General features: G+C 42.8%; 27 protein-coding genes. 14 read left to right on the forward strand and 13 right to left on the reverse strand.

Features of this window, described 5'->3' with window-relative positions:
* Positions 1–5: 5 nt before the first annotated feature.
* The gene (locus tag AKJ31_RS14455; RefSeq protein ID WP_139374581.1) at positions 6–854 is read right to left on the reverse strand and encodes a hypothetical protein; all 849 of its coding nucleotides are present in this window, start codon (positions 852–854) and stop codon (positions 6–8) included.
* A gap of 190 nt (positions 855–1,044) precedes the next feature.
* Between AKJ31_RS14455 and AKJ31_RS14460 the strand changes: the two genes are divergently transcribed.
* From AKJ31_RS14460 to AKJ31_RS14470, 3 genes are all read left to right on the forward strand, one after another.
* Positions 1,045–2,154: a hypothetical protein gene (locus AKJ31_RS14460; protein WP_053409821.1), complete on the forward strand. Its 1,110-nt coding sequence runs from the start codon at positions 1,045–1,047 to the stop codon at positions 2,152–2,154.
* Positions 2,155–2,164: 10 nt separating this feature from the next.
* The gene (locus AKJ31_RS14465; RefSeq protein ID WP_053409822.1) at positions 2,165–3,238 is read left to right on the forward strand and encodes a S1 family peptidase; all 1,074 of its coding nucleotides are present in this window, start codon (positions 2,165–2,167) and stop codon (positions 3,236–3,238) included.
* Positions 3,239–3,323: 85 nt separating this feature from the next.
* On the forward strand, positions 3,324–3,893 hold the full coding sequence (locus AKJ31_RS14470) for a hypothetical protein (protein WP_139374579.1): 570 nt from the start codon (positions 3,324–3,326) through the stop codon (positions 3,891–3,893).
* A gap of 25 nt (positions 3,894–3,918) precedes the next feature.
* On the opposite strand, the gene AKJ31_RS14475 is transcribed toward AKJ31_RS14470, so the two are convergent.
* A complete protein-coding gene (locus AKJ31_RS14475; RefSeq protein WP_053409824.1) occupies positions 3,919–4,341 on the reverse strand; it encodes a hypothetical protein in 423 nt (140 codons plus the stop codon).
* 69 nt (positions 4,342–4,410) lie between these two features.
* On the opposite strand from AKJ31_RS14475, the gene AKJ31_RS14480 reads away from it, so the two are divergent.
* The 6 genes from AKJ31_RS14480 (at position 4,411) to AKJ31_RS14505 (ending at position 7,953) form a co-directional block, all read left to right on the forward strand.
* Positions 4,411–4,869, forward strand: coding sequence for a DUF6884 domain-containing protein (locus AKJ31_RS14480; RefSeq protein ID WP_053409825.1), 459 nt, complete (start codon positions 4,411–4,413; stop codon positions 4,867–4,869).
* A 71-nt stretch (positions 4,870–4,940) separates the two neighbouring features.
* Positions 4,941–5,618: a hypothetical protein gene (locus AKJ31_RS14485; RefSeq protein WP_053409826.1), complete on the forward strand. Its 678-nt coding sequence runs from the start codon at positions 4,941–4,943 to the stop codon at positions 5,616–5,618.
* A 12-nt stretch (positions 5,619–5,630) separates the two neighbouring features.
* The gene (locus AKJ31_RS14490; protein WP_053409827.1) at positions 5,631–5,927 is read left to right on the forward strand and encodes a hypothetical protein; all 297 of its coding nucleotides are present in this window, start codon (positions 5,631–5,633) and stop codon (positions 5,925–5,927) included.
* 113 nt (positions 5,928–6,040) lie between these two features.
* The gene (locus AKJ31_RS23255) at positions 6,041–6,736 is read left to right on the forward strand and encodes an NYN domain-containing protein (RefSeq protein WP_053409828.1); all 696 of its coding nucleotides are present in this window, start codon (positions 6,041–6,043) and stop codon (positions 6,734–6,736) included.
* 48 nt (positions 6,737–6,784) lie between these two features.
* Positions 6,785–7,183 carry a hypothetical protein gene (locus AKJ31_RS23025; protein ID WP_139374578.1) on the forward strand — a complete coding sequence of 133 codons (399 nt, stop codon included), beginning with the start codon at positions 6,785–6,787 and terminating at the stop codon, positions 7,181–7,183.
* 8 nt (positions 7,184–7,191) lie between these two features.
* Entirely contained in the window at positions 7,192–7,953 is a 762-nt protein-coding gene (locus AKJ31_RS14505) for a PDDEXK family nuclease (RefSeq protein WP_053409830.1), read from the forward strand.
* A 266-nt stretch (positions 7,954–8,219) separates the two neighbouring features.
* Here the strand turns inward: AKJ31_RS14505 and AKJ31_RS14510 are convergent, their stop codons facing one another.
* The 5 genes from AKJ31_RS14510 to AKJ31_RS14530 form a co-directional block, all read right to left on the reverse strand.
* Positions 8,220–8,738 carry a hypothetical protein gene (locus AKJ31_RS14510; protein WP_053409933.1) on the reverse strand — a complete coding sequence of 173 codons (519 nt, stop codon included), beginning with the start codon at positions 8,736–8,738 and terminating at the stop codon, positions 8,220–8,222.
* A 35-nt stretch (positions 8,739–8,773) separates the two neighbouring features.
* Entirely contained in the window at positions 8,774–9,064 is a 291-nt protein-coding gene (locus tag AKJ31_RS14515; RefSeq protein ID WP_053409831.1) for a hypothetical protein, read from the reverse strand.
* A 107-nt stretch (positions 9,065–9,171) separates the two neighbouring features.
* Entirely contained in the window at positions 9,172–11,076 is a 1,905-nt protein-coding gene (locus AKJ31_RS14520) for a BRCT domain-containing protein (protein ID WP_053409832.1), read from the reverse strand.
* Positions 11,077–11,310: 234 nt separating this feature from the next.
* Positions 11,311–11,934, reverse strand: coding sequence for a class I SAM-dependent methyltransferase (locus tag AKJ31_RS14525; RefSeq protein WP_053409833.1), 624 nt, complete (start codon positions 11,932–11,934; stop codon positions 11,311–11,313).
* 94 nt (positions 11,935–12,028) lie between these two features.
* A complete protein-coding gene (locus AKJ31_RS14530) occupies positions 12,029–13,084 on the reverse strand; it encodes an ion channel (protein WP_053409834.1) in 1,056 nt (351 codons plus the stop codon).
* A gap of 163 nt (positions 13,085–13,247) precedes the next feature.
* On the opposite strand from AKJ31_RS14530, the gene lepB reads away from it, so the two are divergent.
* The 3 genes from lepB to AKJ31_RS23030 all read left to right on the forward strand — a co-directional run bounded on the left by lepB (position 13,248) and on the right by AKJ31_RS23030 (position 14,586).
* Positions 13,248–13,973 carry a signal peptidase I gene (gene lepB / locus AKJ31_RS14535; protein ID WP_053409835.1) on the forward strand — a complete coding sequence of 242 codons (726 nt, stop codon included), beginning with the start codon at positions 13,248–13,250 and terminating at the stop codon, positions 13,971–13,973.
* Between the two features lie 101 nt (positions 13,974–14,074).
* Positions 14,075–14,392: a hypothetical protein gene (locus AKJ31_RS14540; RefSeq protein WP_053409836.1), complete on the forward strand. Its 318-nt coding sequence runs from the start codon at positions 14,075–14,077 to the stop codon at positions 14,390–14,392.
* Positions 14,393–14,415: 23 nt separating this feature from the next.
* Complete coding sequence (locus AKJ31_RS23030; protein WP_157052367.1) at positions 14,416–14,586, forward strand: hypothetical protein; 171 nt, start codon at positions 14,416–14,418, stop codon at positions 14,584–14,586.
* 64 nt (positions 14,587–14,650) lie between these two features.
* Here the strand turns inward: AKJ31_RS23030 and AKJ31_RS14545 are convergent, their stop codons facing one another.
* From AKJ31_RS14545 to AKJ31_RS14560, 4 genes are all read right to left on the reverse strand, one after another.
* On the reverse strand, positions 14,651–16,729 hold the full coding sequence (locus AKJ31_RS14545) for a tandem-95 repeat protein (protein WP_169780638.1): 2,079 nt from the start codon (positions 16,727–16,729) through the stop codon (positions 14,651–14,653).
* Positions 16,707–18,179, reverse strand: coding sequence for a tetratricopeptide repeat protein (locus AKJ31_RS14550; protein ID WP_053409838.1), 1,473 nt, complete (start codon positions 18,177–18,179; stop codon positions 16,707–16,709). The genes AKJ31_RS14545 and AKJ31_RS14550 overlap by 23 nt, the downstream gene beginning before the upstream one ends.
* A 117-nt stretch (positions 18,180–18,296) precedes the next feature.
* Positions 18,297–19,769 carry a tetratricopeptide repeat protein gene (locus AKJ31_RS14555; RefSeq protein WP_053409839.1) on the reverse strand — a complete coding sequence of 491 codons (1,473 nt, stop codon included), beginning with the start codon at positions 19,767–19,769 and terminating at the stop codon, positions 18,297–18,299.
* Between the two features lie 146 nt (positions 19,770–19,915).
* Entirely contained in the window at positions 19,916–22,405 is a 2,490-nt protein-coding gene (locus AKJ31_RS14560) for a phosphoadenosine phosphosulfate reductase domain-containing protein (RefSeq protein WP_053409840.1), read from the reverse strand.
* A gap of 125 nt (positions 22,406–22,530) precedes the next feature.
* Between AKJ31_RS14560 and AKJ31_RS14565 the strand changes: the two genes are divergently transcribed.
* Both AKJ31_RS14565 and AKJ31_RS14570 read left to right on the forward strand, forming a co-directional pair.
* Positions 22,531–22,911, forward strand: a complete 381-nt coding sequence (locus AKJ31_RS14565; RefSeq protein WP_139374577.1) for a hypothetical protein — start codon at positions 22,531–22,533, stop codon at positions 22,909–22,911.
* Between the two features lie 7 nt (positions 22,912–22,918).
* Entirely contained in the window at positions 22,919–23,494 is a 576-nt protein-coding gene (locus AKJ31_RS14570; RefSeq protein ID WP_053409842.1) for a hypothetical protein, read from the forward strand.
* Positions 23,495–23,589: 95 nt separating this feature from the next.
* On the opposite strand, the gene AKJ31_RS14575 is transcribed toward AKJ31_RS14570, so the two are convergent.
* Positions 23,590–24,345 carry a hypothetical protein gene (locus AKJ31_RS14575; protein ID WP_053409843.1) on the reverse strand — a complete coding sequence of 252 codons (756 nt, stop codon included), beginning with the start codon at positions 24,343–24,345 and terminating at the stop codon, positions 23,590–23,592.
* 51 nt (positions 24,346–24,396) lie between these two features.
* On the reverse strand, positions 24,397–25,215 hold the full coding sequence (locus AKJ31_RS14580; RefSeq protein ID WP_053409844.1) for a PRTRC system ThiF family protein: 819 nt from the start codon (positions 25,213–25,215) through the stop codon (positions 24,397–24,399).

A 25,215-nucleotide genomic window follows, 5' to 3' on the forward strand; every position in this document is an offset into this window, starting at 1 on the left:
CAGCCTCACTTAACAGATTGTGGATATTGGTTTTGAGTAATTCGCTTTACGGCTGCACTTATTACCTCGTGCTCGGATTCCGAAAGCAGGCGGTCAAAGTGTTGGAAAGGTAAGTCCGTTTCTGTGCTAAGAGCTTGAACAAAATCAACATACTCACTGTCATCGTTAACATTTAGCCAGTGTTCGCGCATATTTTCCTTGGTTTCTGGTTGTACGCTGCCGAATTTAACTAGGTCGCAGTATTGTTGCTTATGAAGAGAGATCCCCTTAAGTGTTAAATCAGACTTCAAACGATACGGTTGCCCTGTGAGGTCAGACCAAAAGGGCTTACGGTAGAAAGACATCAAGGCATCACCTTGCAAAGCGTCCAATAACGTCTCTGTATTTTTTGTTAAATCTCTTTCCATGAAGAATGTAATAAATTCATCCGATTCAACCGCGTTTGTTGAGCGAAACAAATAGTGTCCGTCAGTCGGTACCAGATTTGCTTTGTCTTCAATGACAGAAACTACCGCCAGTCGATTTAACTCAGTCGGTTCATTTTCAAACTTCTGGTTGTCACGCCCAACAATTACACCACCAAACAAGTTTGCTTTATCTGATTCGAAACGACGCCATATGTCATTCGTTGGTAATTCAGAAAGAGAGTGCTTTTCATAAGTCTCGCCAAATTCGTTTTTTGGAACAAAGGACGCCTTACGAACATGTATAAGGAAGGTGTTATCACCTGTTTTCTCACCGTACATCTCGTATCCAGATGCGTCACCCGCAGTGAGGCCATTAGTCAGCATTACGCCAGCAGCTATAAGGTTGTTGTGAATCTTTCTCAAGACAATTTCAAACTTATTAATCATGTTCATTTCTCGTATTCAATTGGTATACATGTATTAAACGACAGATGTAAAAACGCGCAAATTTGAAAACGATGGACTGTGTTGTATTTGATCTTGCGCGATTCTGATAGTCGTGTAATTTTGGAAATATGAGTTGGCTTGTATACTGAAATTACAAGCTGAATTGTTATGTGTATATGGAGTAGTTCAAATGGGAAATGATTGCCAAGAATTGAGTTTTTGGAATCGCTTGTATGTCTTGTTTACAGGTAAGTTACCAACCTCTGCTTTGGAAGTTGAACAAGAAGATAAATCACCAAATAGTGTTGAGCTTATGCTCGATTCTGATTTGAAACAGTGGGTAGAAAACTGTTCATATCAACAAAACTGTTCAGCAGTAGATTTCATTCAGAACACGTTAACTTCTGTGAAAGAATCAGAGACTGGGAACATTTCTGTATGCCTTGAAACGGTATGTTCTCGCTTCCGCTATGTTTTTGAAGTGCATAAGATAAATCCGTTCGACATCCCTCTGTTAATCAACAGCAAGGAGATTCCACGTTCAGTGCTAATGGATGATGAAAAGCTTATCGATACTTTAAATGATGATGTATTGGCTGAGGTATCGGAGCGTTTCAATGTCGACATCAAGTGGCTCAAAGGGACCGGCAAAGAATTCCAGAAACACGATGGTCAATTTAAAGTTTATAAAAACGTTGGTTCTCTAGCAGCAAAACTTGCAAAACTTAAACTCAAGAATGAACGAGTGGAACTTCAATTTGTGATTGGTACAGATGAACCAAACACAGAGTATGAATTGTCATTAGGAGATAGTGCCAAGAACGAAACTCAGATAGGAGTGATCTTCAAAAGAACGAAAGTAATAAATGGTAAAGAAATTGCTACTTACAGCGTTTCTGGAAGTGATGATTGGAACTACAAAAAATGCAGAAAACATTACAAGCTCTTGATGATGTTTTGTAAAAAAATGGACATTACGTACTCTGGTCTGTCACTTTCAAAAGATAACTTTAATAAGGTATTTTTTGGTGAATTACCTGCCATTTTAGTTGCTAAGTTCAAGAAAGATACATGGTATCCAACTAGCTACGTATCAAATGATTCTGAAAAGAATCCTGATTTCGAAGGCTACGAGCAATTAAAGAGCATTTACGGCACCCGAGAGGACGAATGCCATATGACTGAAATCGAGCATATCGAACGGGCGTATCGTTTCCCACATTTGGTTGTTGATCGTGACTTATTCGAAGATGGCTTATACGAGAAAAGCTTCATCAAATCAGAAGAAACAGAGAAGTAAAAAGGTTCAAATGAAGAAATTAAGTCTATTCGGTGCTATCTGTTCCGTGTTGCTCCTGACCAACACCTCCACCGCAAGTAGTGAGGAATACAGCACATATATTTATAACGGTTTGACTACTACTACAGATACTTGGCCTTCCTACGCGGCTCTTTATTACGACGCATCAAGTTACACTGGTGTTTATGGCCAATATTGCGGCGCAACAATTATAGATGCTAATCATGTCGCTACGGCTGCGCACTGTATTAGTGATGGAAGTGGAGGGTTGAACGAGGAATATCTTGTGTATACTGCAGTTCTTCCGCAGCTGTCGAATTCAAATCAATTTTTATCTGGTGCAGTAGAGAACATCAGAATTACGAATGTTTACCGTCATCCAGATTATGTGGATTCATCTAGTGAAAGCTCGGTGCCTTGGCCAAATGACATTGCAATCTTAGAGCTTGAAGATGATATGAATGTTTCCAGTTCTGATTACGCGGTGTTGGCAGAATCTACACAAGCAGATTCATACAGAGTAGAAGATGAAAGCTTCATTGCTGTTGGTTTAGGAATGACAGAGAGTGGTAGCTACTCAGATCAATTGTTATACACAACACTGACATATGTCCCAACTGACTCATGCGACATGGGAGCTGGGGAAAATCAGCTGTGTATGCAAGGTGCATATAATGCAAGCACTGGCGTTCGGAACTCTACATGTTCAGGAGATTCGGGAGGTCCTTTATATTGGTATGACGATGACTTGGCTGAATACGTGCAGGTAGGCATCACGAGTTATGGTTGGGATGGCTGTAAGAGTTCAACATCGAGTGATACGTCCGTATTCACTGAGGTTGCGGATTATAGTGACTGGATTGAGTCTGTGTTAAACGACGAAATTACTCCCGATCTGGTTGTGACATCAACAATGCGCGATTCATACAATACAACCGTTGAAGATGCCGATGACATCGATGTTTCAGGCGATGATGAATCAGATTATCAGGCAAACAGTGGTAGCTCTGGTGGTAGCACATCTTTTGGCGCCGTATTCTTCCTGTTAATGGCTGCTTTCATTCGCAAAAGATCTACAAAATAAATCAACGAAAGGGCGGTTTCACGTGTTGCGCGTTTTTTACTTCGATTTTTAATTGTGGGAGTCGAAACGAATAAAGGGCAACACAGTGAAACTATTCCACTACACACTTGGCATTAAACTCGAATCTATCTTTGAAATGGGGCTTTTACGTACCAGCCCGTTAAAGCCTCAGTATCCTGAGAAGCCTATATGCTGGCTATCATCCAACCCTAACTTTGAAATGTCGGCTCTAAAGCTTGGAATGGATATGAGCGGCCAATCCTCTCTGATGACACTCGCACAGATGGCAAAATATGGCGATGGCCTCTACCGTTTTGTTTTTGACTCTGAACAAATGCCGGTAGATATTTACCCTTGGGCGATCTTGAAGCCGCGTTCGAAAGCAAAGCCGAAGATTACTAAGCGACTCATTGAACGGGCTAAATTGGCCAATGCGAATCCAAATGAATGGTTTGGTACTTTGGACCAACCAATTTCAATTGCGAATGCTGTGCTTGAAGTAGGGGAGATTAAGCATAATGGTGAAATTGAATGGTCTGCAGTACACGGCCCTATTAATATTGATAGCCATGTTCTGCAAGTAACTTTAACAGATTTAAAGCGCGCTGGCTTGGGTGTGGAGTGCAGCAATCAAACTTGGGCCGTTGGTCAATAGCCAGTTAGTTTCTAGAGTCCTCGGCTTACGCTGAGGGCTTGTTCATTATCCATAACACCAATTCTTTTTTAGAGTTACCAGGTAGGTCGAAACAAACTTCATCACCATGCCAATGTACACCCTCTGTATCTTGGATACGAAATTCATTCCCCATGAAGTTCAAGTCGAGAGCAAGAACACCTAATTCCCCAGTGCTCGCGCAAATCTTAAACTTAGCCCAGTTACCCAAATCAGTAGAATCCACCTGCTCAATAGTTACGCTTACGCTATTAATAGTTAGCGTTTGTGTTGGTCTGAGAGTTATACTGTTAGATATGTTCTCACTTTTGTTGAACATGATCCGCAGTGAAACACTATCTTCACTTGGGATTAAGACTTGAGCTGATATTGGGAAATTAATTGCGTTCATCTTGATTTTGGGCTTCCACAGTTTTTGTTCAAGTTTCATAGTCTAAATTAGCAGCGGTTTTAAAGCCACTAACTTTCAAAATTGAATTCGTAATAGCAAAGGGAAAGTATGTCAAAATACGAGGTATACATTGTTTCTGCATCCGTAGAACAAGACTGGTCAGAAAAAGCGATTGAGGCTCATTCGTTGTATACGTCACCAATGTTCTGTGCGTGTAAGACATACGTTGAGAAAAAAGGCTCGCCTTGGCTGATTCTTTCGGACATGCATGGAGTCGTTTGGCCAGATACTATGCTTGCACCATATGATTCGGCTCAACTGAGCGATCAGGAAAAAAGTCATCGAATAGAAAGAGCATTTGACCCGGATGCTTTGGCATCAACCTTGATAGTTACCCTGCAGATTCAACCCGAACGCGGATTAGCAATGTCTCAATGGAAGAAAAATATTCTTTCCCAAACAAAATTCATACTCCTTGGTGAGTCTGATTCTCTAGGTTTAGCAGTGACAGAGCTGGGTTTAATTGGATCTCAGGTCGAGTTTTCGCATAAGGGAATCCCTGCATAATTGGCATATTGCGCGTTTACGAAACTGCAATTTAATTGGGGTATCAATTCACTAAATAGAGAATACCCCATATGAATTCTATCAATATCAATCTTACCTTTTCCGTGGAAGGTGTTGTTTTCCCCGAGTCTATATCAGAATCTCTCAAAGAAAATGTTCGTGCAGCAATTGAGGCAAGCATTGCCAACGGTCATCTAACAGACCCTGACGATACACAATCGGTCGTAAAACTTGAGTCTGTGAACGCAATCTCACCATCAGTTTATATTGAGCAAGAAAACGGGCGGTTGGACCGAGTTTTCACAAATGTTCCCGGATTAGAAGTAAACGCAGTAGACCTTGCAGATTGCGAGGAAGAAGAGAATATTTTCGTTCGTGAGGGAAACCATTTCTACCTTTATTCTGGACTAGATTTTAACTACCTATCAGACGTATGCGAAGACGGAACTTTCGACGCACAAGCCTTGAAAATAATCCGAAATGGTAACTTTGTTTCGGTTAGCAAAGAGGATTTTGTTCATAGCAATGCAGATATTGAGATGCGCGATGTATTCCATTCAATTGATGGTGGCTGGTCGACAACAATGCCTACAACGGAAAATGAAGGGATTATTGAATCTGGTTACGAACTTTTCTATGTCAAAGATGGACAAGAATATGTGTTGCACCGTTTTGCTAGAAAAAAGGCAGCTGAACGAGCTATGCCAATCTTTAGCGAAATCCGAGAACGCTTACGTGAAGAATACTAGGTAGGAGTACATATGATCCCAACACCAATATTAATCATGAGTATCGCACTGACGTTAACTATTGGGCTTTACTTTAAGTGGCAAGAGTTGAAGCAAAAGCAGGTATGCATTTCCGAAGGGTGGCAGGAATGCCGTGACAACATAGCAAACTATGAACTTGCAAGAGAAAACACGCATTTAGTTTACATTGGAATAACGCTAACCCTAGCTGTGTTGATTGCGATTGCTGGTGGAACCAACAATGTCGGCAATACGCTGGCAGCAACAGCTGGATTGTTACTCGTATACGGAACATCACGTCAGAAATAATGAAGACAATTTGACGATAATTACGCGGCCATTGCCGCGTTTTTTATGCCTTGCAGGTTGAGTGTTCCATGATTTCATTGGGCTTAACCTAGAAAAATGTGGAGCAAGACCCGATGAAAAGAACGATCTGTTTGATTGATGCTGAGAACTATTCAGCCAAGAAACTGAGTGAAGTGACTAAGTTTATTCAACGAACCGACAACCTTATAGAAATGCGTGTGTATGGTGACTTCTCAAGGCCGGGGCTCAAGACCTGGAAGAAATACGCCATCTCTAAAAGCATGGTTTTAGTTAATGAACCTGGGGCTGTTGCTGGGAAAAACAGTAGTGACATATCTTTAGTGGTAGATGCAATGACCTTGCTGTATGAGCGACGCAGTGAGTTTGACCAAGTAGCTTTGATCACTTCGGATTCTGATTTCGCAGTTCTAGCTCGACGATTCAGAAACTTGGGGGTCGATGTTCAGGGGTTTGGTGAAGCTAAGGCTCCTGAGAGCTTCCGTATGGCTTGCAATAACTATTGGTGCTACAACGAGGTGGTAGAAGAAAACAAACGTCCTCACGGTCTTTCTGGGCCGCTTTTAAAGCTTATCAAATTACTTAAGAAGGCCATTAAACAGAATTTGAATTCTGATGGCTGGGCTATGACCGCCAGTGTTAATAGAAGTGTACGTTCACTAAACCCTAGTATCCATCATAAACGTTATGGTGCGAAAAAATTCTCTGATTTGTTCAGGAGATCGGATTTGAGAACTATGTTCGAATTGAGAAGAGTAGGGGATTCATTACAGGTAAAAATAGCATGTTAACTTTTCATGGTGTTACAATAACGCTAAATATTGAAAGCGGAGTAATACGTGTATTTTGAAAATGGTTATCTGAGAAGCCGTACAATCGAGCAGTATCTAGAAAGACATCGATCAGGTCATTTAAGCAAGAAACAATCTACTCTGTTCCTGTTTTGCCTGTATATCCAAAACATTCTTGAGTCTTGGCTCTTTCACGGATTAATGGTTGTAACTATTGCGGTTAGCGCTACAGGCGCATTTGGAATTGAGCCGCCATTGTGGTCAATCCTGGTCACGAGTTTTCTTACGTTAACGTCACCACTGTTTCCTGTTGTGAAAGTGCTAAAAATTAGCTCTGCATACAAGGCAGGACGTGCAGATGCTGAAAACAATAAGCCATACAACAATCGATATAAGCGTTATAGCCAAGCCTTTGACGCATATAGCGCGGGCTATTCAGAGGGCTGATTCTAAAGATGGCAGTACTCCCGAAAGCAGAGAGACTGGCGTTACTTGCGCAGTCCACATACGGTAGTGGCAAGCATACTGGCAGCAATAGTAAAACAGCCAGTAAACAGCGTCGAACTGGGTTCAGGCAAGTTAGTGCAAAGCAACTACCTCAAAACGGAACCCTATCACTTGTAGAGTTCAATGACCTTACTGCACAGCAAGAAAAAATTGAAACCAATCCACATAAGCAAGAGATCATCCGTTTAGACGAACGTCCAGACCTGATTTCTAAAGACAGGGAGCATTACGAGCAAACTCTATTTTTTGACTACGTATATGAGCGTTATCCTGAGTATTACAATTTTTTAGCAGCAACACCAAACGGCGGTTTTAGACGCAAAGGTGAGCGTTTCAGGTTGTGCGCAGAAGGGCAGAAAGCTGGTTGGCCAGACTGCCAATTTGCCTGCCCAAAACTAGGGTTTCATGGGCTATACATTGAATTTAAACGACCTGTTGATTCATATCGCTCAATATCAGAAGCCAGAAATGCATTAAAGCCTCACCAATTGGCTACTCTACGGATGCTCCTATCACAAGGGTATGCAGCTAAAGTTGCTTACGGGGCACATGAGGCCATAGCGATTTTTGAATCGTATATAGGAGTTGGAGGTGATTATGACAACGTAGTGTTATTCTGTCCTAAATCGGTATTGAAACCACCTGAACCTGGGGAAGTATTAGAGCTTAAGCGAAATTCATTTGAAATATTAGAAGCCGAGTACGCTTAGCCCAAAGTAAAGGCGCATCATAGAATGCGCCTTTAGCTTTTATGACGTTAAGACAATACCAACCGTGGCGGTCAATATGCTTAGGCACAATACAAGAACAGAGAGTTGTACCAGTATTGGTTTGTCATCGAGGGTTTTGATCAACTTTGTTAGCGCGTTAATCAGCACTGTTAGAGCTTTGATATATTTCATTTGCTTTTTTATTTAAAAGAAGCATAGAAATTTTCTCTGGTGTACTGCAAGGGCAGCTTAGAAATAAATGCAATTTATTTTTTGCCAGAGGGTAGGGTTAGGTATAAGTCGTCTGCCGTGATTCGCCCCATAAACAGCATTATGTCAAGCACGTCCTTGTAGCCATCCAAGATTGCCTTTTTGGTCTGTTTGTAGGCTTCCTCTCTACCTCTGTTTCTGATCGAACGTACAACAGACTTCATCTTTCTTTGACCATTAACAACAACAGGGAATTTAGCCAAATAGCATTCATCAATGGTATCACCCCGTGGTTTAAATATGATCTTTGGTTCAAGTGTATGAGGCAACCGTGTGAAGAGATACCTATCTCTTAATACTTGATGCCAGTACTTACCCCAAGCTCGTTCGCCAATCTCGTCACGTATTTTAACAGCCTTTATTAACGCTAATCGTTCATTACTCTTTATGAATCCAATACTTTGAAAGGTTGTAGTGTCATCAGGTAAATGGACGTGGATTTTCACGGCTACATCCGATTTTGATATAAACCGGTATTTCACAGATGAAACCAAGTTCGACTTGTTTACACTCATTTTCTTCCCAGTCATACGGTTGTGATAGTCGATGTTTAGAGATCTTTAGGCACGTCTATCGTAGACATGAAATCAGTAAGATCTCTTGATGTTTTGATGTTCCTCTCTACACGAGAGACAGAGAAAATAACGCCAGATCCTGCTTGCCATGTTCCGCAGTGACCGTCATTCACATAAAACAAGGTTAGGTCTGAACCGTGCTCACTATGCTTTTCGGTAGTTATACTACAGTCAGAATATAGCGATTCAATCTTGTTGCGAAAAACGGCTAGTGAAACTGTGCCATCAAAGCGGTGTGCATCTGAGTTGTTCTGTGTGTTGTTCATTTGTATCTCAATGAGCTGTTGGATGATTTAATTAGGCTACGTTACTTGCTGCAACCCGCAATGAACAAAGCCAGCGTTTTAAGCTGGCCTTGTATGGTAGGAGATGGTTAGTCTTTATAGCGCTCCCAGTATTCACTCTCGGAGATGATTTCAACACCAAGCTCTTTAGATTGCTCTAATTTTTTCTGTCCCACTTTCTCGCCGCAGCAAAGTACATTCGTTTTCTTGTTAATAGATTTCTGAACGTTAGCGCCTTTCGATTTCGCATCTGCCTGCATTTCATCGCGGCTACCGCTCATAGTGCCAGTGAATACGATGTTAACGCCACTTAGTGAGCCATTCGCAGATGTCTCGCTTAATTCCTTTTCAATGTCCTGTGTATGCTGGATATTGAAGCCACGAGACAAAAGAAAGTTCAGAGAGTCACGACGCGCTGTAAGCGATTCTGAGATGTGCTTTGAGTTTTTCTTACCGAATCCATGAATAGCACTTAAATCACTCTCAGTAAGGCTACCCAGTTCGTCAATGCGGAAGTGTTTTAGAATGTTCATACTCGCTGAACGACCGAGTTTTGAAATACCTAAACTAGCGACAAGGAACTTATCTTGAATAGGCTCACGGATTCCTCGTTGAATTTCAGATACAAGGTTGGCAGCTTGTCCCGAACCAAAACCAATATTGATAAATGACTCTTCGTTCATTAGATAAATCTGTTCAAAACACGTGAAATCATTGTCAATTAGACGCTGAATCGTTGCGCTACCAAAGTTGTCAATACCAAGCATTTTGAAGTGATGCGAGATAGCGCGACCTTGTTGTGCAGGGCATGAAATGTTTTTGCACGCGATGAATGTGTTAATACCAGTCATAGGATTTTTAAGCCATTCTGTCGGCTCACCGCAGCACGGACAGTTAGTTGGAATGTTGGGGGTTACAGGCTCTAAAGTTGTTAAATGATTTGGGATAACTTCACCAGATCTTATCAAGCGAAATTTTGCTCCAATACCTAGACCGTGGTCTTTCACGTACTTTGCATTCTTCCCTGAAATCTTTGTAATCACTGCACCAGACAGTTCCGTTGGTGGGATAGTGAATACGTGGGTAATACGACCAGTCTTGCCAACAGAAAGTGTTTCACCAATGATTTCCACATCTACGGTTTCACCAGCCTCTTTCTTGGCTATTTGCCAGTTGTGGTAGCGATTGTTGCTACCCATTTTTACTTTGAGTTCATCAGATTCAACTTCAATGACAGTTCCGTCCAAAGGATATGGAGATGATTCTTTTGTGCGTAGTACAAGTTCATCAAGGTTAGCCAGTAGTTCGTCACCACTCACTACAATCACTGGCATGTCGCGGTACAGTACAAGGTGAATGGCTCCGTCCTTGAGAGCTTTTAAAGCCGCGTCGCTATATGTTGATGCACTAGCTGCTCCGCTTACGAAATTACGTGGATGTGCGAAGTCATCTGCTAGATTGTCTTCGAAATAGGCAGTAGGCATTACCACCTCACCCACGCCATCACGACTCGCGTCACCGACAATCACAAGCCCATTATCTAGCAGTTGGCTAATGTCGTTACCGAATGTTCCATCGCCTCGTGTTACAAGTTGGCGAGTGGAAGCTACATAGCGGCCTGCAATACCGTCCAGTTTTGCTAAGACACGGAACTTAACATCTTCTGGATTCATGCCAATTGAGGAAGCGATTGAATGGCAGCGATCAACATAGGTTTTGATTTCACTTAGTTCATACGCCTTGTCTGTCGAAAGCATGGGGGTTGGATGCCCTATACGACCTTTCGCATTGTCAGCGGCGGTGTCAGTAGGTTGTGGTTGTGAGAAGAAAACATTTTCAGGATCTTGAGCAAAAAGCTCACTAGCATAAAAGTCAAATGATTCGTCAGACACGACTGGAGAGCCTTTACGGTACTCGCTGTTTAGGTAAACACATAGCTCTGATAGCTGAGTAGTTGATAGTGTCTGAACTGGTTGCGTAAGTAGATTTTGCATTTAAATTTCCACAGTGTTTTGGTTGGTTTAAAACAACTATATTTACAATTGGAGATCGCACAATAGCTGAAAACATAGCGATATATGGGCAATAAGAGGGGAGGTTTAGGGGTATTAAAACTACGTTGAAGATAAACAGACAGAAGTCCCACAAGACACCTGCCTGTTATTGTTCTTCGGTGAGAAAATTGATTGTGACTTCTATGCAGCCCGGCGCGACTGCTCAACAGTAAGTTATTGTACTAGGCTAAGTTGCGTGGAGTTCCCTGTAACCTCTAAGAAGTCATGTGAGCACTCAACTAATCGAAATGCGCCTTTGGTTGGAATCTCTCTAACGGATGCAAAATACTGTTGTGCTTCCAGCTTTAGCTCGTTTTTCAGGTAACCTTTTTGGAATGTTGATCGGAGCGTCCTTAGACCGTCTTGCTCACGAACACCCTTTAAGCCACGGTCAGTGGAAGAACGAGCGGCAATGTACGCTTTTCCTTTACAAACCGAAGCCATTTGTTTCCATACATGGTCACGTGCAGCTGGTGGTAAAGTGTTAACGACGAAAGCAGAAAATACCGTGTCGTATGAATTACCCAGCAGTTCCGGGAAGGGAGCGTACACATAATCATAATCGTGGCAAAAAGCCACTTTGTTAATCGCGTCTGAATCTTGGCTAGTTCTGCCTTTGCCATAATTCAAGACACTACCTTTAATCAATCCTGCTTTGAGCAACTGCTTGAGTGGAGCCGATGGAGAGCTACGAGCTATAGAAGTCCTCGCACTGATTTTGAAGTCTTCTATGAGCGATTCTGTAGGCACTGTAGGCTGTAGAGAATCAATTGGTACAGAGAGTAACTGTTTGGGCATGTCTAAATCCTTCATTGTTAATTAGGATCTATATTTGCAGGCACTTTAAAACGCGCAAAAAAAATGGCCGCTGAAAGCGACCATTGATACGTGTTTAAGCAGCTTGCCAATCAACTTCATCGCTCATGACTCGATTAGCGGCGATGTAGTGAATAAAATGACCAGACTCTACCAAATGGTTTTCATCGGGATTAAGGATTACGTCATCACCAGACTGTAGTGTTGAAACTGCAATCAACGTGGCTTTATTTCTTTTCCTCATTATGTCGGATAGTTGCCCAATGCTTACTGGAGAGTGTAAAAGAGGGACTTGCAGAGAAAATTGAGTCGCACCCGTTAGAGGATTTAGCAACTGGCTAATCACTCGACTAGAGCCGGGGTCTTGCATCGATCGTGCAAGTAAAGATGATGTCCGGTTCGTGCCGCATTCAACATTCTTGCAGTGTTTGTCTAACAGCTCTGCGTTCGCAGGTGAATCAAAGTAAGCAACGATGTGGCATTTTTCATTTACAGCAGATGATAACGACAAAGAGGCCGTCAAGGTCTGTTCATCATTCTCTGCGTGGATAATTACTCGATTTGCCGCGTGTGCCGCGATTCGTTCAAGTTCATTTACATCTGAAAATGAGGTGACTTTAGCAAAGGACACCTCTGATAAGTCAGGCAAAGGGTGTGTCATTGAAGAATCTTTTACGCATAAGAGAATATTTCCGTTTTGGCGTCGTTCGTCAGATAAAATGCACTTGATCAGTGAATCCGTTTCTTCGCCCCGGTAGCCGACAACGAGAACGTGTTTATTAAAGCTATTAAAATCTGAGGTTCCATTCATGTTTCGCTCGATAATTTCCCGTGTTTGATTAATCATTTTCCCAAGTAACGCCCCGAAGATGGCTAAAGATACCGGTAACTGGTAGATGGCCATGAACAATGAGCCTGGGTCAGTTACAGGGGTCAGTACGCCGAACCCAACTGTGCTTCCTGATACCGACATGTAGCGGATAAAATTAATAGGTTGAATTAGTTCAAATTCACCACATAAGTAAAAGCCAGCCCAACAAATCGCGTAATGCAGCCCAACGACACCGAGCAACGACCGCCATGTCACTTTGTGTAGGTGGTGTGCAACAATCTGATAGACCTTACGTATCATTATCACTTGTTCACCCTGTAATTAACGAAAAATGCAATTCTAACGTTGAATATTGAACATGCAAGATGCGTGAGGGGAATAAAGTCTGCGTCATTACAAAACTGAGAGATTTTCAAGAGGTAGAGTGTAGGGTAATATTTACCACACTTTCAAAATATAATGTATGGCGGTTACCGTGGTAAACTTTTTCGTTTTGACACTGGCGTTTGTTACGTTGGTTTGTGCAATCATATGGCTGTTGGAGCGCCATGTATGGATGCCTGCACGCTATAAATCAATAGTTACATTGCATAGTGAGGTCACTAGCGACGTCAAGTTAACAGCCCGTCGCCCGGTGTTGATCTCAGTCATTTGTATGCTGTTTCCCGTTATCCTCTATGTATTTCTAGTACGCTCGTTTTTCTTTGAAATCTATAAAATCCCAACAAAATCCATGTTGCCGACGTACAAGGTTGGCACATCAGTGTTGATCGATAAATTTGCCTACGGGGTGAGCGACCCGTTATTCCACAATGTTTTGTTGTACCGGGAGAAACCAGAGCATGGTGATGTAGCTGTGTTTATGCTGCCTGATAATCCTGGAATAAATTACATCAAACGTATTGTAGGCGTCCCTGGCGACACGGTTATATACAAAGATAAAGTGCTTACTGTGGAATCTAAATGGCTAAAGTTAGTTGAGTTCGATAACGCCATTCAGATCGATAACACTAAATCCGACAGAATAGATAGCTTCTTCATTCAGAAAGACATGGAAAAGGGAGTCTGGAAAGTTCCAGAAGGTCAATACTTTGTTATGGGAGACAACCGAGATGAAAGTCAGGATAGTCGATTCTGGGGCTTTGTCCCTCAAAGCAATCTGGTAGGGAAAGTCATATACAGTTGGTAATCGGATTCAAGAAAAAGAAAATCATAGGGAAAGTCGACGTTTGGATACACATATCATTTCTTGCTGACAAAGGGCAGCATAGACTACAGGAAGAAGAGTAAATGAAGTCTTTGAAAGCGGTACGCAGTAAGTTCGTGGTTGCATTCATGGTGGATAAGATGGATATACCAAGCCGACTTAGTTTGTTAATCGCTATTGTCGGATTAGGCTGTCAGTTTTTGAGCACGTTGCTCGGTGGAGTGAATCACTTTGTCGGTAGCAGTGTAATTCCTCATGTTGCGGCAATACTGTCGATCACCTCCAGTGTATTTATATTAATCCTGTGTGTGGTTGTGGTGCAGGGGTTTATGTTACGTAACTATCTAGTTAAAAGGCGCACAGCCAAAAAATCAGCATTACAGTCTTCGGGATCTATCTAATCATGTAACAAGGGAAAAAACATATGCATTGGGTAATTGGCTCTTCCGGTGTGGCACTTTTAATTGTTCATTACCTAATAGAGCAGAATGTAATTTTAAATACTTTTGGTTGGATAGGAATCGGTTTAGGTGTGGCAATGTGGTGGCATAATGAAAAGGAATTAATTGCAAAAATCAGCAACAAGAAAATGTAGTGTAATTGCCAATAAAAAAGCCACCGTCTGGTGGCTTTTTGTTTATGTCTAACAAGGAGTTTTGTTACTTAACATCAAAGCTGATTTGGAAGTTAACAACACCATCTTCACCTGCTACTACCGGGATAGCTTTAACATCAACAACGCCTGGTGATGGAATGTCATAGGTAATCACTGTAGGTACACCCGGTTCAATTCTTTGGCCAAGAATAGTCACAGGGAAAGTTACTGAACTATCCATCGTGATGGTTAGGTCATATGTACCGGTGATTAGATTACCAAGACTGTCTTTAATGCCGGTAAAGTACACCGCGTTCATCTTCTTACCTGCTGGTGTTTCGAATTCCTGTGGAATACTGAACGTCTTAAGCAGGATAGAAGTTAGAGTTACTGGACGATCATCACGTACATATACCGCAATGCGTTTCATTGCCATACCGCTGTGGCCATCATCGACAAGTAATTCAAGTGTGTAATCACCCATGTCTGTATCACTAGGGCTCAACGTCAGAGTACCTTTTGAACCATCAAATGCGAACTTAGCCCACTCAGGAAGTGACGATTTGTTAAGTTCAGTCATTGTGGCCGTCAGGGTATCACCGTCAACGTCATTAGCGAGGTACGTGTAATCCTTAGTGGTTTCCACAGTGATCTTGATTTCCTCTTGTCCATCGACTGTAGGAGCATCCTGAACGCATTCAACGTTGATGTTTGATGTTGCTATGTTCGATTTGCCACCCTCAGTGGTGATTTGGTAGGTAAATGTATCAAAACCACAGTAGTTCTCTGCCGGGGAGTACAGTATGTTGCCATCTACCCATTCAGCTGTACCATTTGCTGGGTCAGAAACGATGTCATACTTAGAAATTACGCCGCCATCGATGTTGTAATTTGGCGAAAGTAATTTCGGTGTATCTTCAATAACAGTTTCGGTCACACCATCGAGTATTGGAGCGTCTACGACACACTCGACAAAAACGTCACCTTTCGCCAGTTCAGACTTACCTGCAGAGTTTGTCACGCTGTACTGGAACTCATCGTTACCACAATAATCAGGGTTTGGCGTATAAAGTAGTGAAGCACCTTGCCAAATTACCGTTCCGTTTGCTGGAGCAACTTCGATGTCACGTGATACGAGGTCACCACCGTCAAGGTTAACAGTCGGTGTCGCGCTCTTAGAGTTGTCTTCTAGTGTTTCAATGAAGACGTCACTAACAATCGGCGGATCAACAATACAAGTAACATTGAGGTTTGCAGTACCTACGTTTGAGTTGCCGGCTTCTGTAGCCACTTGATACGTGAATGTGTCAGCACCACAGTAGTTAGCATCCGGGGTATAAACAAGATTGTTACCATTCCAAACTGCCGTACCATGTGCAGGCAGAGACTTGATAATTCTCTTAGTTATTGTACCACCATCAATGTTGATGCTTGGACTTAGAGACTTGTTAGTATCTTCATCAAGCGTACCGCTCACATTACCAATGATCGGTAAGTCAACAACACAAGCAATACCAACAGTACCGGTTGCTATGTTTGAGTAGCCACCTTGAGTTTTAATGCGGTATTGGAAAGTATCTGAACCACAATAGTTATTCGTTGGGGTGTAAACAAGTTGGTTACCTGACCATGAGACAGAGCCGTGAGCCGGTTGAGTCGTCACGTAACGCCCAGAGATGGTGCCACCGTCAAGGTTCATGCCTGGCGATAGTGTTCCTTTAGTGTCTTCTGTGATGTTGGTGTTCGAATTACCAAGTACTGGAGCATCAACTACACAGGCCACGTTGATAGTCGCGGTACGCGTAGCAGACCAACCAGAAGAGTTGGAAGCAGAGTAGGTGAATGTATCTCGACCACACCAGTTAGCAGCTGGTTTGTAATAGACATTATTGCCTGACCAGCTTGCTGTACCATGTGCAGGGCCGCTATTGATTCTACGTCCAGTAATGGCAATAGAACTGCTTAGGCCCGGGTTCATTGTCGTAGCGCCGTCTTCATTGATTGAGCTAGATGTATTGCTCAATGATGGGACAGGAGCGGCAGCTGGTGGAGAACCACCACAGTTAGCACTTGCCTGATGACTTGTGACTATAAGAGCCATCATCAGCGCAAGTTTACGATTAAACGTTGGAGTTATTTTCAACTTGGAAATCTCCCTGTTTTGCATACACATCTAATTTCTCTTTTGCGCGTGTATCACCAATTCGATGCGCTTCCTTATATAAGCGAAGGGCAGCTTCGGTATTGGCATTAATCCCACGGCCTTTCTCATACATTTCGGCAAGGTTATAAGTACCTGATGGGTCATCTAGATCCGCGGATTTTTGATATAGCTTTATTGCCATTTCATAGTCTTGCTTGGTGCCAATTCCGTTCTCATACATCCAGCCAAGGTTGTAAATCGCGTTCGGATAGTTCATGTCAGCTGCGGCACTAATCAGTTCAAAAGCTCGCTTTTCGTCTTTCTCGATGCCTTGGCCGTGGATTAGCTGCCAACCTAAATTAACCATCGCATCAGCATTACCAAGTTCGGTACCGCGAATAAAATGCTCGACTGCTCTAGGAATATCTTGTTTTGTTCCGGTAGATGACAGGTAGAACTGCCCGGCATATGAGTGGGATAGTGGGTAATCCTGCTCTAATGATTTTTCTATCCAATGGAAAGCATCTTTATCATCAACCGTAATGCCTTCTGGTGCTAAGTCATTAAGGGATGAAATGGCAATTCCTAGCATGGCTTGAGCCCGAGGGTTTCCATTGGTCGCTGACTCTTTTAGCCACTCGACAGCTTGAGCTGGATTTCGGTCAACGTCATGGTCATACAACAAGATCTCGGCAAGCATTGTGTGCGCAGAATCGTTTCCTTGTTCTGCTGCATCTTCGAAAAGTTTTAGTGCCATCTCTTTGTCTTGCTTTACCCCGGTGCCTGAGTAGTAAGCATTACCGGCATCTAGCATGGCTTTCATGTCGCCAGTTTTAACAAGAGAGAGGTTCCATTGCATCACTTGAGCTTTTTTAGCAAAGCCTGGCTCAAAACGGGCACGTTCGACTAACCAACGAAGAGCTTTAGGACTCTCATTGTTTGCGGCGGTTAGATATAGTTCAGATGCCTTGTTTATGTCTTCTGGTACGTTGATTCCTAACTCATAGAAACTTGCTAAAAGTAGCGTGGCATCAATAGAGCCGAGGTCGGATGCAGTTTGATATAGCTTTAGTGCACGCTCTATCTTTGGTTCGCCGCCGATAGCACCCATTTCAAGGAGCTCAGCCAGCTTAATAATTGCGGATGTGTTTTTGGTTTGTGCTGCTGCAGAATAAAACTTATATGCAGCAAAATAATCATTAGATGACAACGCCTGGTCGCCATCTTCAATTAGCTTAAGGGCGTCAGGTTGCTGAGCAAGTGTAAGTTGATTTGCAGAGATTTCATCGGCGGTTAGGTAATCACTTGCCGATATTTGATCTTGCACTTCTACGGCTAACTTATCGTTTGTTGTCGCTTCACTAGATGGCAGGGGTAAAACGCCCTTGTAGCCAGCGATAGCGACACCAAGAGAAAGTGCCAATAGTGAATATTTAAATGGGCGTTTCATTGACCCCTCCGGTTACTTTGCAAAGTAACCTAGAAGGGTAGAGGTTATTCAAATACTGGGTGTTTAATAAGTAGTAGTATTTAGGTGGTGATAATTACTGGCTGAACAGCTGGGCTATTAATGATCACAAGCGTTTTTAACATCGAAAGACCCATTTTTATGGTAGGTATCGAGTTTGCGCTTTGCGCGTATATCACCTAACTCATCTGCCTTTTTGTACCACTCCAAAGCTTTGTTGGTATCTACGATTAATCCTAAGCCTTTTTCATACATAAAACCTAAATGGTATGCCGCCGAGGATATATTTAAGTCTGCAGCTTTATGGTAGTACTCCATTGCCTTTGCATAATCAACAGGAACGCCAGCACCTTTCTCATAGACAAAGCCTTTTTGGAAAATCGCATCCGGGAAATTCATCGATATTGCCTGGTCGATTAGCTGATTTGCGCGGTCATAGTCCTTATCAATACCGGTTCCCGACTTAAGTCGGAGAGCAAGACCAATCATAGATTTTGGGTCACCCAACTTCGCACCTTCTTCGAAATGCTCAACAGCTTTTTTAAGATCTACACCTGGTCCAAATGACGCTAGATAGAAATCTCCAGCGTACCCATGAGCTAATGGTAAGTTTTGGTCCAGCGCCTTCTCGATCAATTTAAAAGCCAGTTCGTTATCTGGTTCAATACCAAACTCTTTATAGTCGTTAAAACCGGATAGGGCATTACCTAATAAAGCCTGAGCTCTCGGATTGTTGTTGCCAGCAGAAATTGACAAAAGCTCTGTCGCTTTTACTGGATCGGTTTGTATGTCATGGTCATCGAGAAGTATTGTTGCCAACATAACTCTTGCTGAATCATTGTCGGCCTGTATCGCTTTCTCTAATAATTTGATAGAGGTAGTTTTGTCGATTTTAGTACCTAGCCCAATATAATACGCGTTGGCAGCGTCAATCATTGCTAGGGCATCACCTTGATCGACTAGAGATAGGTTCCATGCTAATACCTGCTCTTGACTTGCAAATGCAGGCTCACTTTTAGCACGCTCTATTAGCCAATGAATTGCTTTGGAATTCCCTTTATTTGCGGCTATTTGATAGTAATGTGATGCCTTATCAACGTTCTCTGGTACGTTAATTCCCAGCTCATAGAAATTAGCAAGGATAAGAGTCGCATCTAATGACCCCAGATCAAATGCGACGTTATAGAGTTTTAACGCACGATCAATTTCGGGCTTCCCGCCAATGGCTCCCATTTCCAGTAGTTCAGCAAGTTTGATAATGGCCGTGGTATTGTATTTTTGCGCGGCTGCGCTGAAAGCTGAGTATGCTGCGAAGTAATTGTTCTCAGAGAGGGCATTATTACCGATGTTTAATAAATCTAATGGGTCAGGGTGCTCGTTCAGCATGATTAGGGATGACTGAATCTCTTCATCAGTTAAGAACTCAGTTGCCGGTGGCAGACTGGCAGACGCAGTATCCTGCAGTTTGTTTGAAGCTGTAGGACTTAGAGTTTTATCGGAATAGCCGTGATAGCCAACAAAAGCCGCACCTAATGCAATTGCTAGGAGCGTAATTTTAATAGGGCGCGTCATGACCCCTCCATTTGATTGTTACAATTCAGTTGCTAATGTAAACGTTTGTTTTTTATTGAGCGGATGATAACTACTGCTATTTAGCTGGGGTTGTTTGATTGCATAGCACCTTGGAAATAGAAACCAAGGTGCTTTTGGTCGCGGTATTAAGCGGCTAGAAAAACAGATAGGTCCAATTCAATTTGGTCTTTTTCATGAACCTTGATGACGATATTTCTATCCTGCGTACAAGATGATTTATGGCCACCACCTTTATACCAACCGGTTAGTGACGCTTTGCATCGCTGAATGCTGTCTCGAAGCTCTTGTTTGAACTGGGCAGGTGCAATCCGGGCGTAATCAGCAAGATGATCGGAATCGAAATGATCAAAGTTTCCAGATTCAAGGATAGTTAACCATTTTTCATTCATCTCTAATTGATGCTTGTAGCCTTTCTGAATGTACTTTTCAGTTTGAATCTCACGTAGAGAAGTGATCTCATTACGAAGGCCGTTCAGCACCTTTAAACGACGGGGAAGCTTGTCACTGTTAAGGTTTCCTGAAATGGTATCAACTTGAATCTCAGCATGAATGCTGGTGGCCATGACAAACAGAGACTTGAATGACTGTTCGTTGTGGCGCTGCATCGAAATTTCTTTCTTGAGGCTTTTGGCTTTTGCTGCCAATTTCGGATTGGCTTTAGCCCAAGCTTTACGCTTCGCAGCGATTCTCTGTTCTTTTTCTTCTCGAATAGCTTCGAGCTCTGCAGCCTTGTCTTGTTCAATTTTCAATTCTGCAGCAAGTACTTTGTACGCCTTGTTATCAAGGATTAAACCCTGATATTTAGGGTTGTTGGCAATCTCTTCCATAGATAGTTGGCCAGTTAAACCAAGCGTGTGGTAGGTCTGACCGCGTTGAGCCATTTCGTGATAGCGTGCAGCCTGACCTTTTCCTAGTTGTACAGCACCAAAGCGAAGTAAATATGCAGCCGCGTAATAAGGCGTGTAATAGCCGTCATGGGCTTTTGGACGAAGCCGCGTGTACTCTTCGTTGACAATGAATCGCGCTGAATCGATGTCGACATCAAACAACTCTGATTCAACGTAGTCCACAACACGTCGTAAACCTTCCTTAGTACTCACTAGGCGGTGAGTTTGGTCTTGGTGACTATCAAAGTAAGCGAATTCCGTCATATTGTCGCTTAAACCATCAAGGCCAGAGTTGTCACCCCATTCGCCAACATGCAACCAAAATGGTGCTGGTTGGGGAGTTTTAGGGGTGGCGACCATGCTATCTACTTCTTCTAGCAGCTCAAGCTCACCATCTGTATAAACCTGATGCCATATATCAAGCGCTTCAAATGGGCGCTTCTGGAAGTGGTGTAGCGACCAAAGCATCTCGATAGCAATCAGTTGGCGTTCATCAATGATCTGGAATTGTGGCTCTGACATACGCAGGTTGTATTCTGTCTCAGGTAATGTGCCGTTAAGTACCTTCTGCTTAATTTTGGCAGCTCGTTTTTGTTCAAGATAATCGAAGCTAAGAATCGCGTGTAGAAGTCGTTTAAGAACAGCAGGTGAGTATACGTCCGGCTGAATCTTAATGTACCCGCCGATGTTAATTGTTCGGCCAACAGGATGACGCATATCCCAGTTGTAACGCGTAAGCTCAAGAAAGCGCTGTACGCGGTTCAAGCCCGTCATATAACCATAACGTTCTGGATCAGTTTCAAGCAATGTAAGCATAGATTTATCAGCTGGAGAGGCGAGGCAATATACGCAACCATGACGACTGCCACACGAGCTTTGTCCAGCTCCACCGTCTGTATCAGTATCCGCTTGGAAAACTACGCATTCACCCGCGCCGCTATCGCGGTAAATGTCGACCGTCTGGTAGTGGTCTTCAAGGTAACTTGGTAGCACTGAACTTGGGCGGTTACCCGAATAGGTCAGGTACTCCCACACATTAGCTGATGACCAAGTTTTTATAGGGTATAGAGAATACTTGTTACCTGATTTACTGATCTTGATGTCATCACCACCCATTTTGGCGATGTTGTTTTTGCGGATAGTACCTTCCAAGTCACGAGAGCCAAGAAGCATGATCAGTTTTGCTTTCTGCTCTTTCGACATCAATTTTGTATGTTTAGAAACAACTCGGTTAGCGCCAGTGATTTTTAATTCATGGGTACACTGACGGAATTTTGATGAAACAAAGGTTGGTAGGCCACGACCACCAAGAACGCGAGAAGCCCATGTAGAAGATAAGCTAGGGTGTGCAATGTAGGTCACTAAAGGAAGCGAGTTTTCCATAATGAAACTATCAAGGCTGTTGATTTTGTTTTGGGCAAGATTACGAATTTCAGGGTTATCAATACCTGTATCAACATGCACCAAAAAGTGGGCGTTTGAAATAGCTTTACCTTCACGCTTAGCACGCATTAACGCAAGCAAGAATAACCCTAAAACAGTCTCACTGTCCTTGCCTGAGCTGTACTGAATTTGGTAAGTGTAGCCTTGTATAAGATAGCGATAGATTGCATCCACTGAACGTAATGTAAGAGGTGTGATTTCACCGTCAAAGTCTATAAGATCTTGTTTCCATGTATCCCATGAATCCAACTCTTTTACGTCGATAGTGTTAACTGCATTAATCATTTCTATTCGCCTTACTCGCTATTTGAATTCCCAAGATACTGCAGAGTTTCAAACGCACAAGAGCGTGGTATTATGGCAATAGAAACATAAAATACTTCGATATTAAAAATAACGTTTAGGTTGATATGAATACATTGATGAAAGTCATCCTCACGGGTGCAATTCTATCGGCTAGTGCTTCTGTGGTGGCTGTTAGTAAAAACGATACAGGGATTACAAAAGTGCTCGCGGATACTGCTGAGTACTTCATGGAACAGTACCCAGAGATGCGAAGGGAATCTGAGTATTTCAATGTCCAATTAGTAGAAGATTTTGCTTTCAAAGCCACGGAATCCACCAGCTTGAAGGAACAAAAAGATGCTTTGGCATACTTGGAGTTGTTCAACAAAGAACTCAAATCCAGATGCGATGAAGGTATAACGGACGAACGCGTATGTGAACGGTTAGTGCATCTAAAAAGTGCAGAATCAATGTTACGACAACTTGCAGCAGCAAAACATGAATAGGTCACTTATGGAATATGCACAGACCACCCATAACTCAAAGTTAATTTGGGTTGGTATGAACGAACTGGCATTCATGGAAGACGCGGCCATACAAGAAAACGTAGCAGTTGGTCCGGTTGTGCAAGATGTTGTTCATACACCAGAGAAGTACGAATTAACGCATAAAATTGTGTATGGCATTTTGCTCGTGAACCGCGATGAAGATTATGAACAATCCTTCCAAAGACTGACTGAGAGCACCAACAGTTTTTTCAGCACCATATGCTCAAATCAGTGCCATACATACCGCTTGGTTGATTTGGTAGTGAAGCAGGATAGTCGGTTAGCAAAAGCGCATAAAATAAAGTTTGCTGCAGTAATTAATGTACCTGGAGACTTTTCAATTCAAACAGGGAATAGACGTCTTTTAACGGGTTTCTTAAGACCTCAGTCAAGCGTTGACCCGGTAACTGACATTTATAATCGTCAGGGGTTAATCCTTCTTACTGGGCAGGAAGATGACCCAAAAGAGAAGTGGAACGGAAAGGGGTGGAAGCAGTACATCAACCTGTCGCGCTTAAATGACTCAATCAAAGACCTTTAGGTGAGTTATAAGACAAAAGCCACTGTAAAAGTGGCCTTTGCTTTAGATATTGAAAATATGCCCCGACAAATTGAAGGCTGGTGGGCGTTCCCGCGTTAGTCTTGATAATGCTCATGGTAATAGCGATGCATTGAGCAACCACCTTTAGAGCAAGGCTTTGTTGATGCAAGACTTGCAAAAGCAGCTCTCGATAAATGAGTGATAATGTCTTCGTGTTGCTCATTCATCAGTCGAAAGCCTGTATCAACGGTTTTTATCTCTTCGAATTCGCTGAACAGGGAAGATAGAACTCGTTTAAACACTTCACTTCGATATTCTAAAGGCACATAGGCTTTTTCTACTGGTACACCACTGATCCCCAGTTTTGGCCCTACAAAGTCAAACATTGACGCTGACATTTTACGATCAAGCATAAACAGGTCTAGAGCCGCAGTACTAAACTCACTGTCTGGTATTGGCTGAGTTGCTTCGTCACTAGCACGTTCACTGGCCGTAGCTTGGTAGGTCAGCAACCGTGACGCAGAATAGGCGTGTCTGCCAATCTCTGCCGGTAAGAACGTCATGTTGGTCAAGTGCAGGAAGTTGTCGTGTCGCTTGATAGAAGTATCAACGTCAGCCCCAACGATGTCAGCGGCATACGACCAGATTGTTTGCACCGAATGAAGTATGACAGTTAGACCATATCGCGCTGCGTGGCGATAAATGGGGTTAGGAACTGGCTCACCATCTTTGAGAATGCTCAGTACAGGGAATTCATCAGTCGCTTGTTTTACCCACGACTCGTAAGCCGCATCAATAGCTTGAGTTATATTCGTGAAGTATTCTCTTGTGTCTTGCTCTCTCTTTTTCATTCATGTTCCTTGGTTAAAGCAAATGCAGGGGCGACCCCCTGCAATAGTTGGTTAATTAATATTTTCTTCTTGGTAGCCATAGAAAGACCACTGCAAAGGATCTACCGGCATTTTGGTAATCTCGGCTTGATGCAAGTCGATGAATAAACCGTGATGCTCAAGCTTTCCGAAGCGAAGTAAGGGAAATAGCAGCATTGAAGCTGCCGCACGTGCAGTCATACCATTGATGCCGAATGTCTGCTTTTGAATGGCTTCCTCGGTACTACATGAAGCGGTATCGACCTCAGTTTTTGCGGCTTCTTCCCATTGCGAACCAAACAACTCGAAAGGCGTTGGAAGTCGTTTTTCACCGTAGAACTTTTGACGACTCGCATTACCGAGCAGGACATTTGATTGATGGTTATCATTGCCCATATCTAGCCATAGAGCACGTTTAACCGAGGTATCAAGTGCGCGACCAATCTCATATCTTACGGATGCTTTATCTACAGCCGTGATTAGTAGGTCATATTCCTCAGTAGCTGCCATTTCGCCAGTGAAGAAAACAGGTTTTGATTTCCAGTTAACGCCACCGAATTGATTAAATCGCGTGATCAGAACATCAGCTTTGTTGTTGCCAACATCGTGTTGCCAGAAGTTTTGGCGAAAAACATTGCTTTGAGAAACAAGGTCACCGTCATAGGCTGTCACCTCGAATCCATCACAACCTAACTTGGTGAGGATCCCGAACATTTGGAAAAGCTCGGTCAAAATCGAAGAGCCAGTGCCACCACAACCTACGAGGGCAATTTTGAGTTTACGGTCTACCCAATCACTAGGGACGTAGAATGTACGAGCTGTGTTTTCGAAGCCAAATTTTGAATTAGTCAT

This window comes from Vibrio hepatarius (genome assembly GCF_001274785.1).
GTDB classification, from domain to species: Bacteria; Pseudomonadota; Gammaproteobacteria; order Enterobacterales; family Vibrionaceae; genus Vibrio; species Vibrio hepatarius.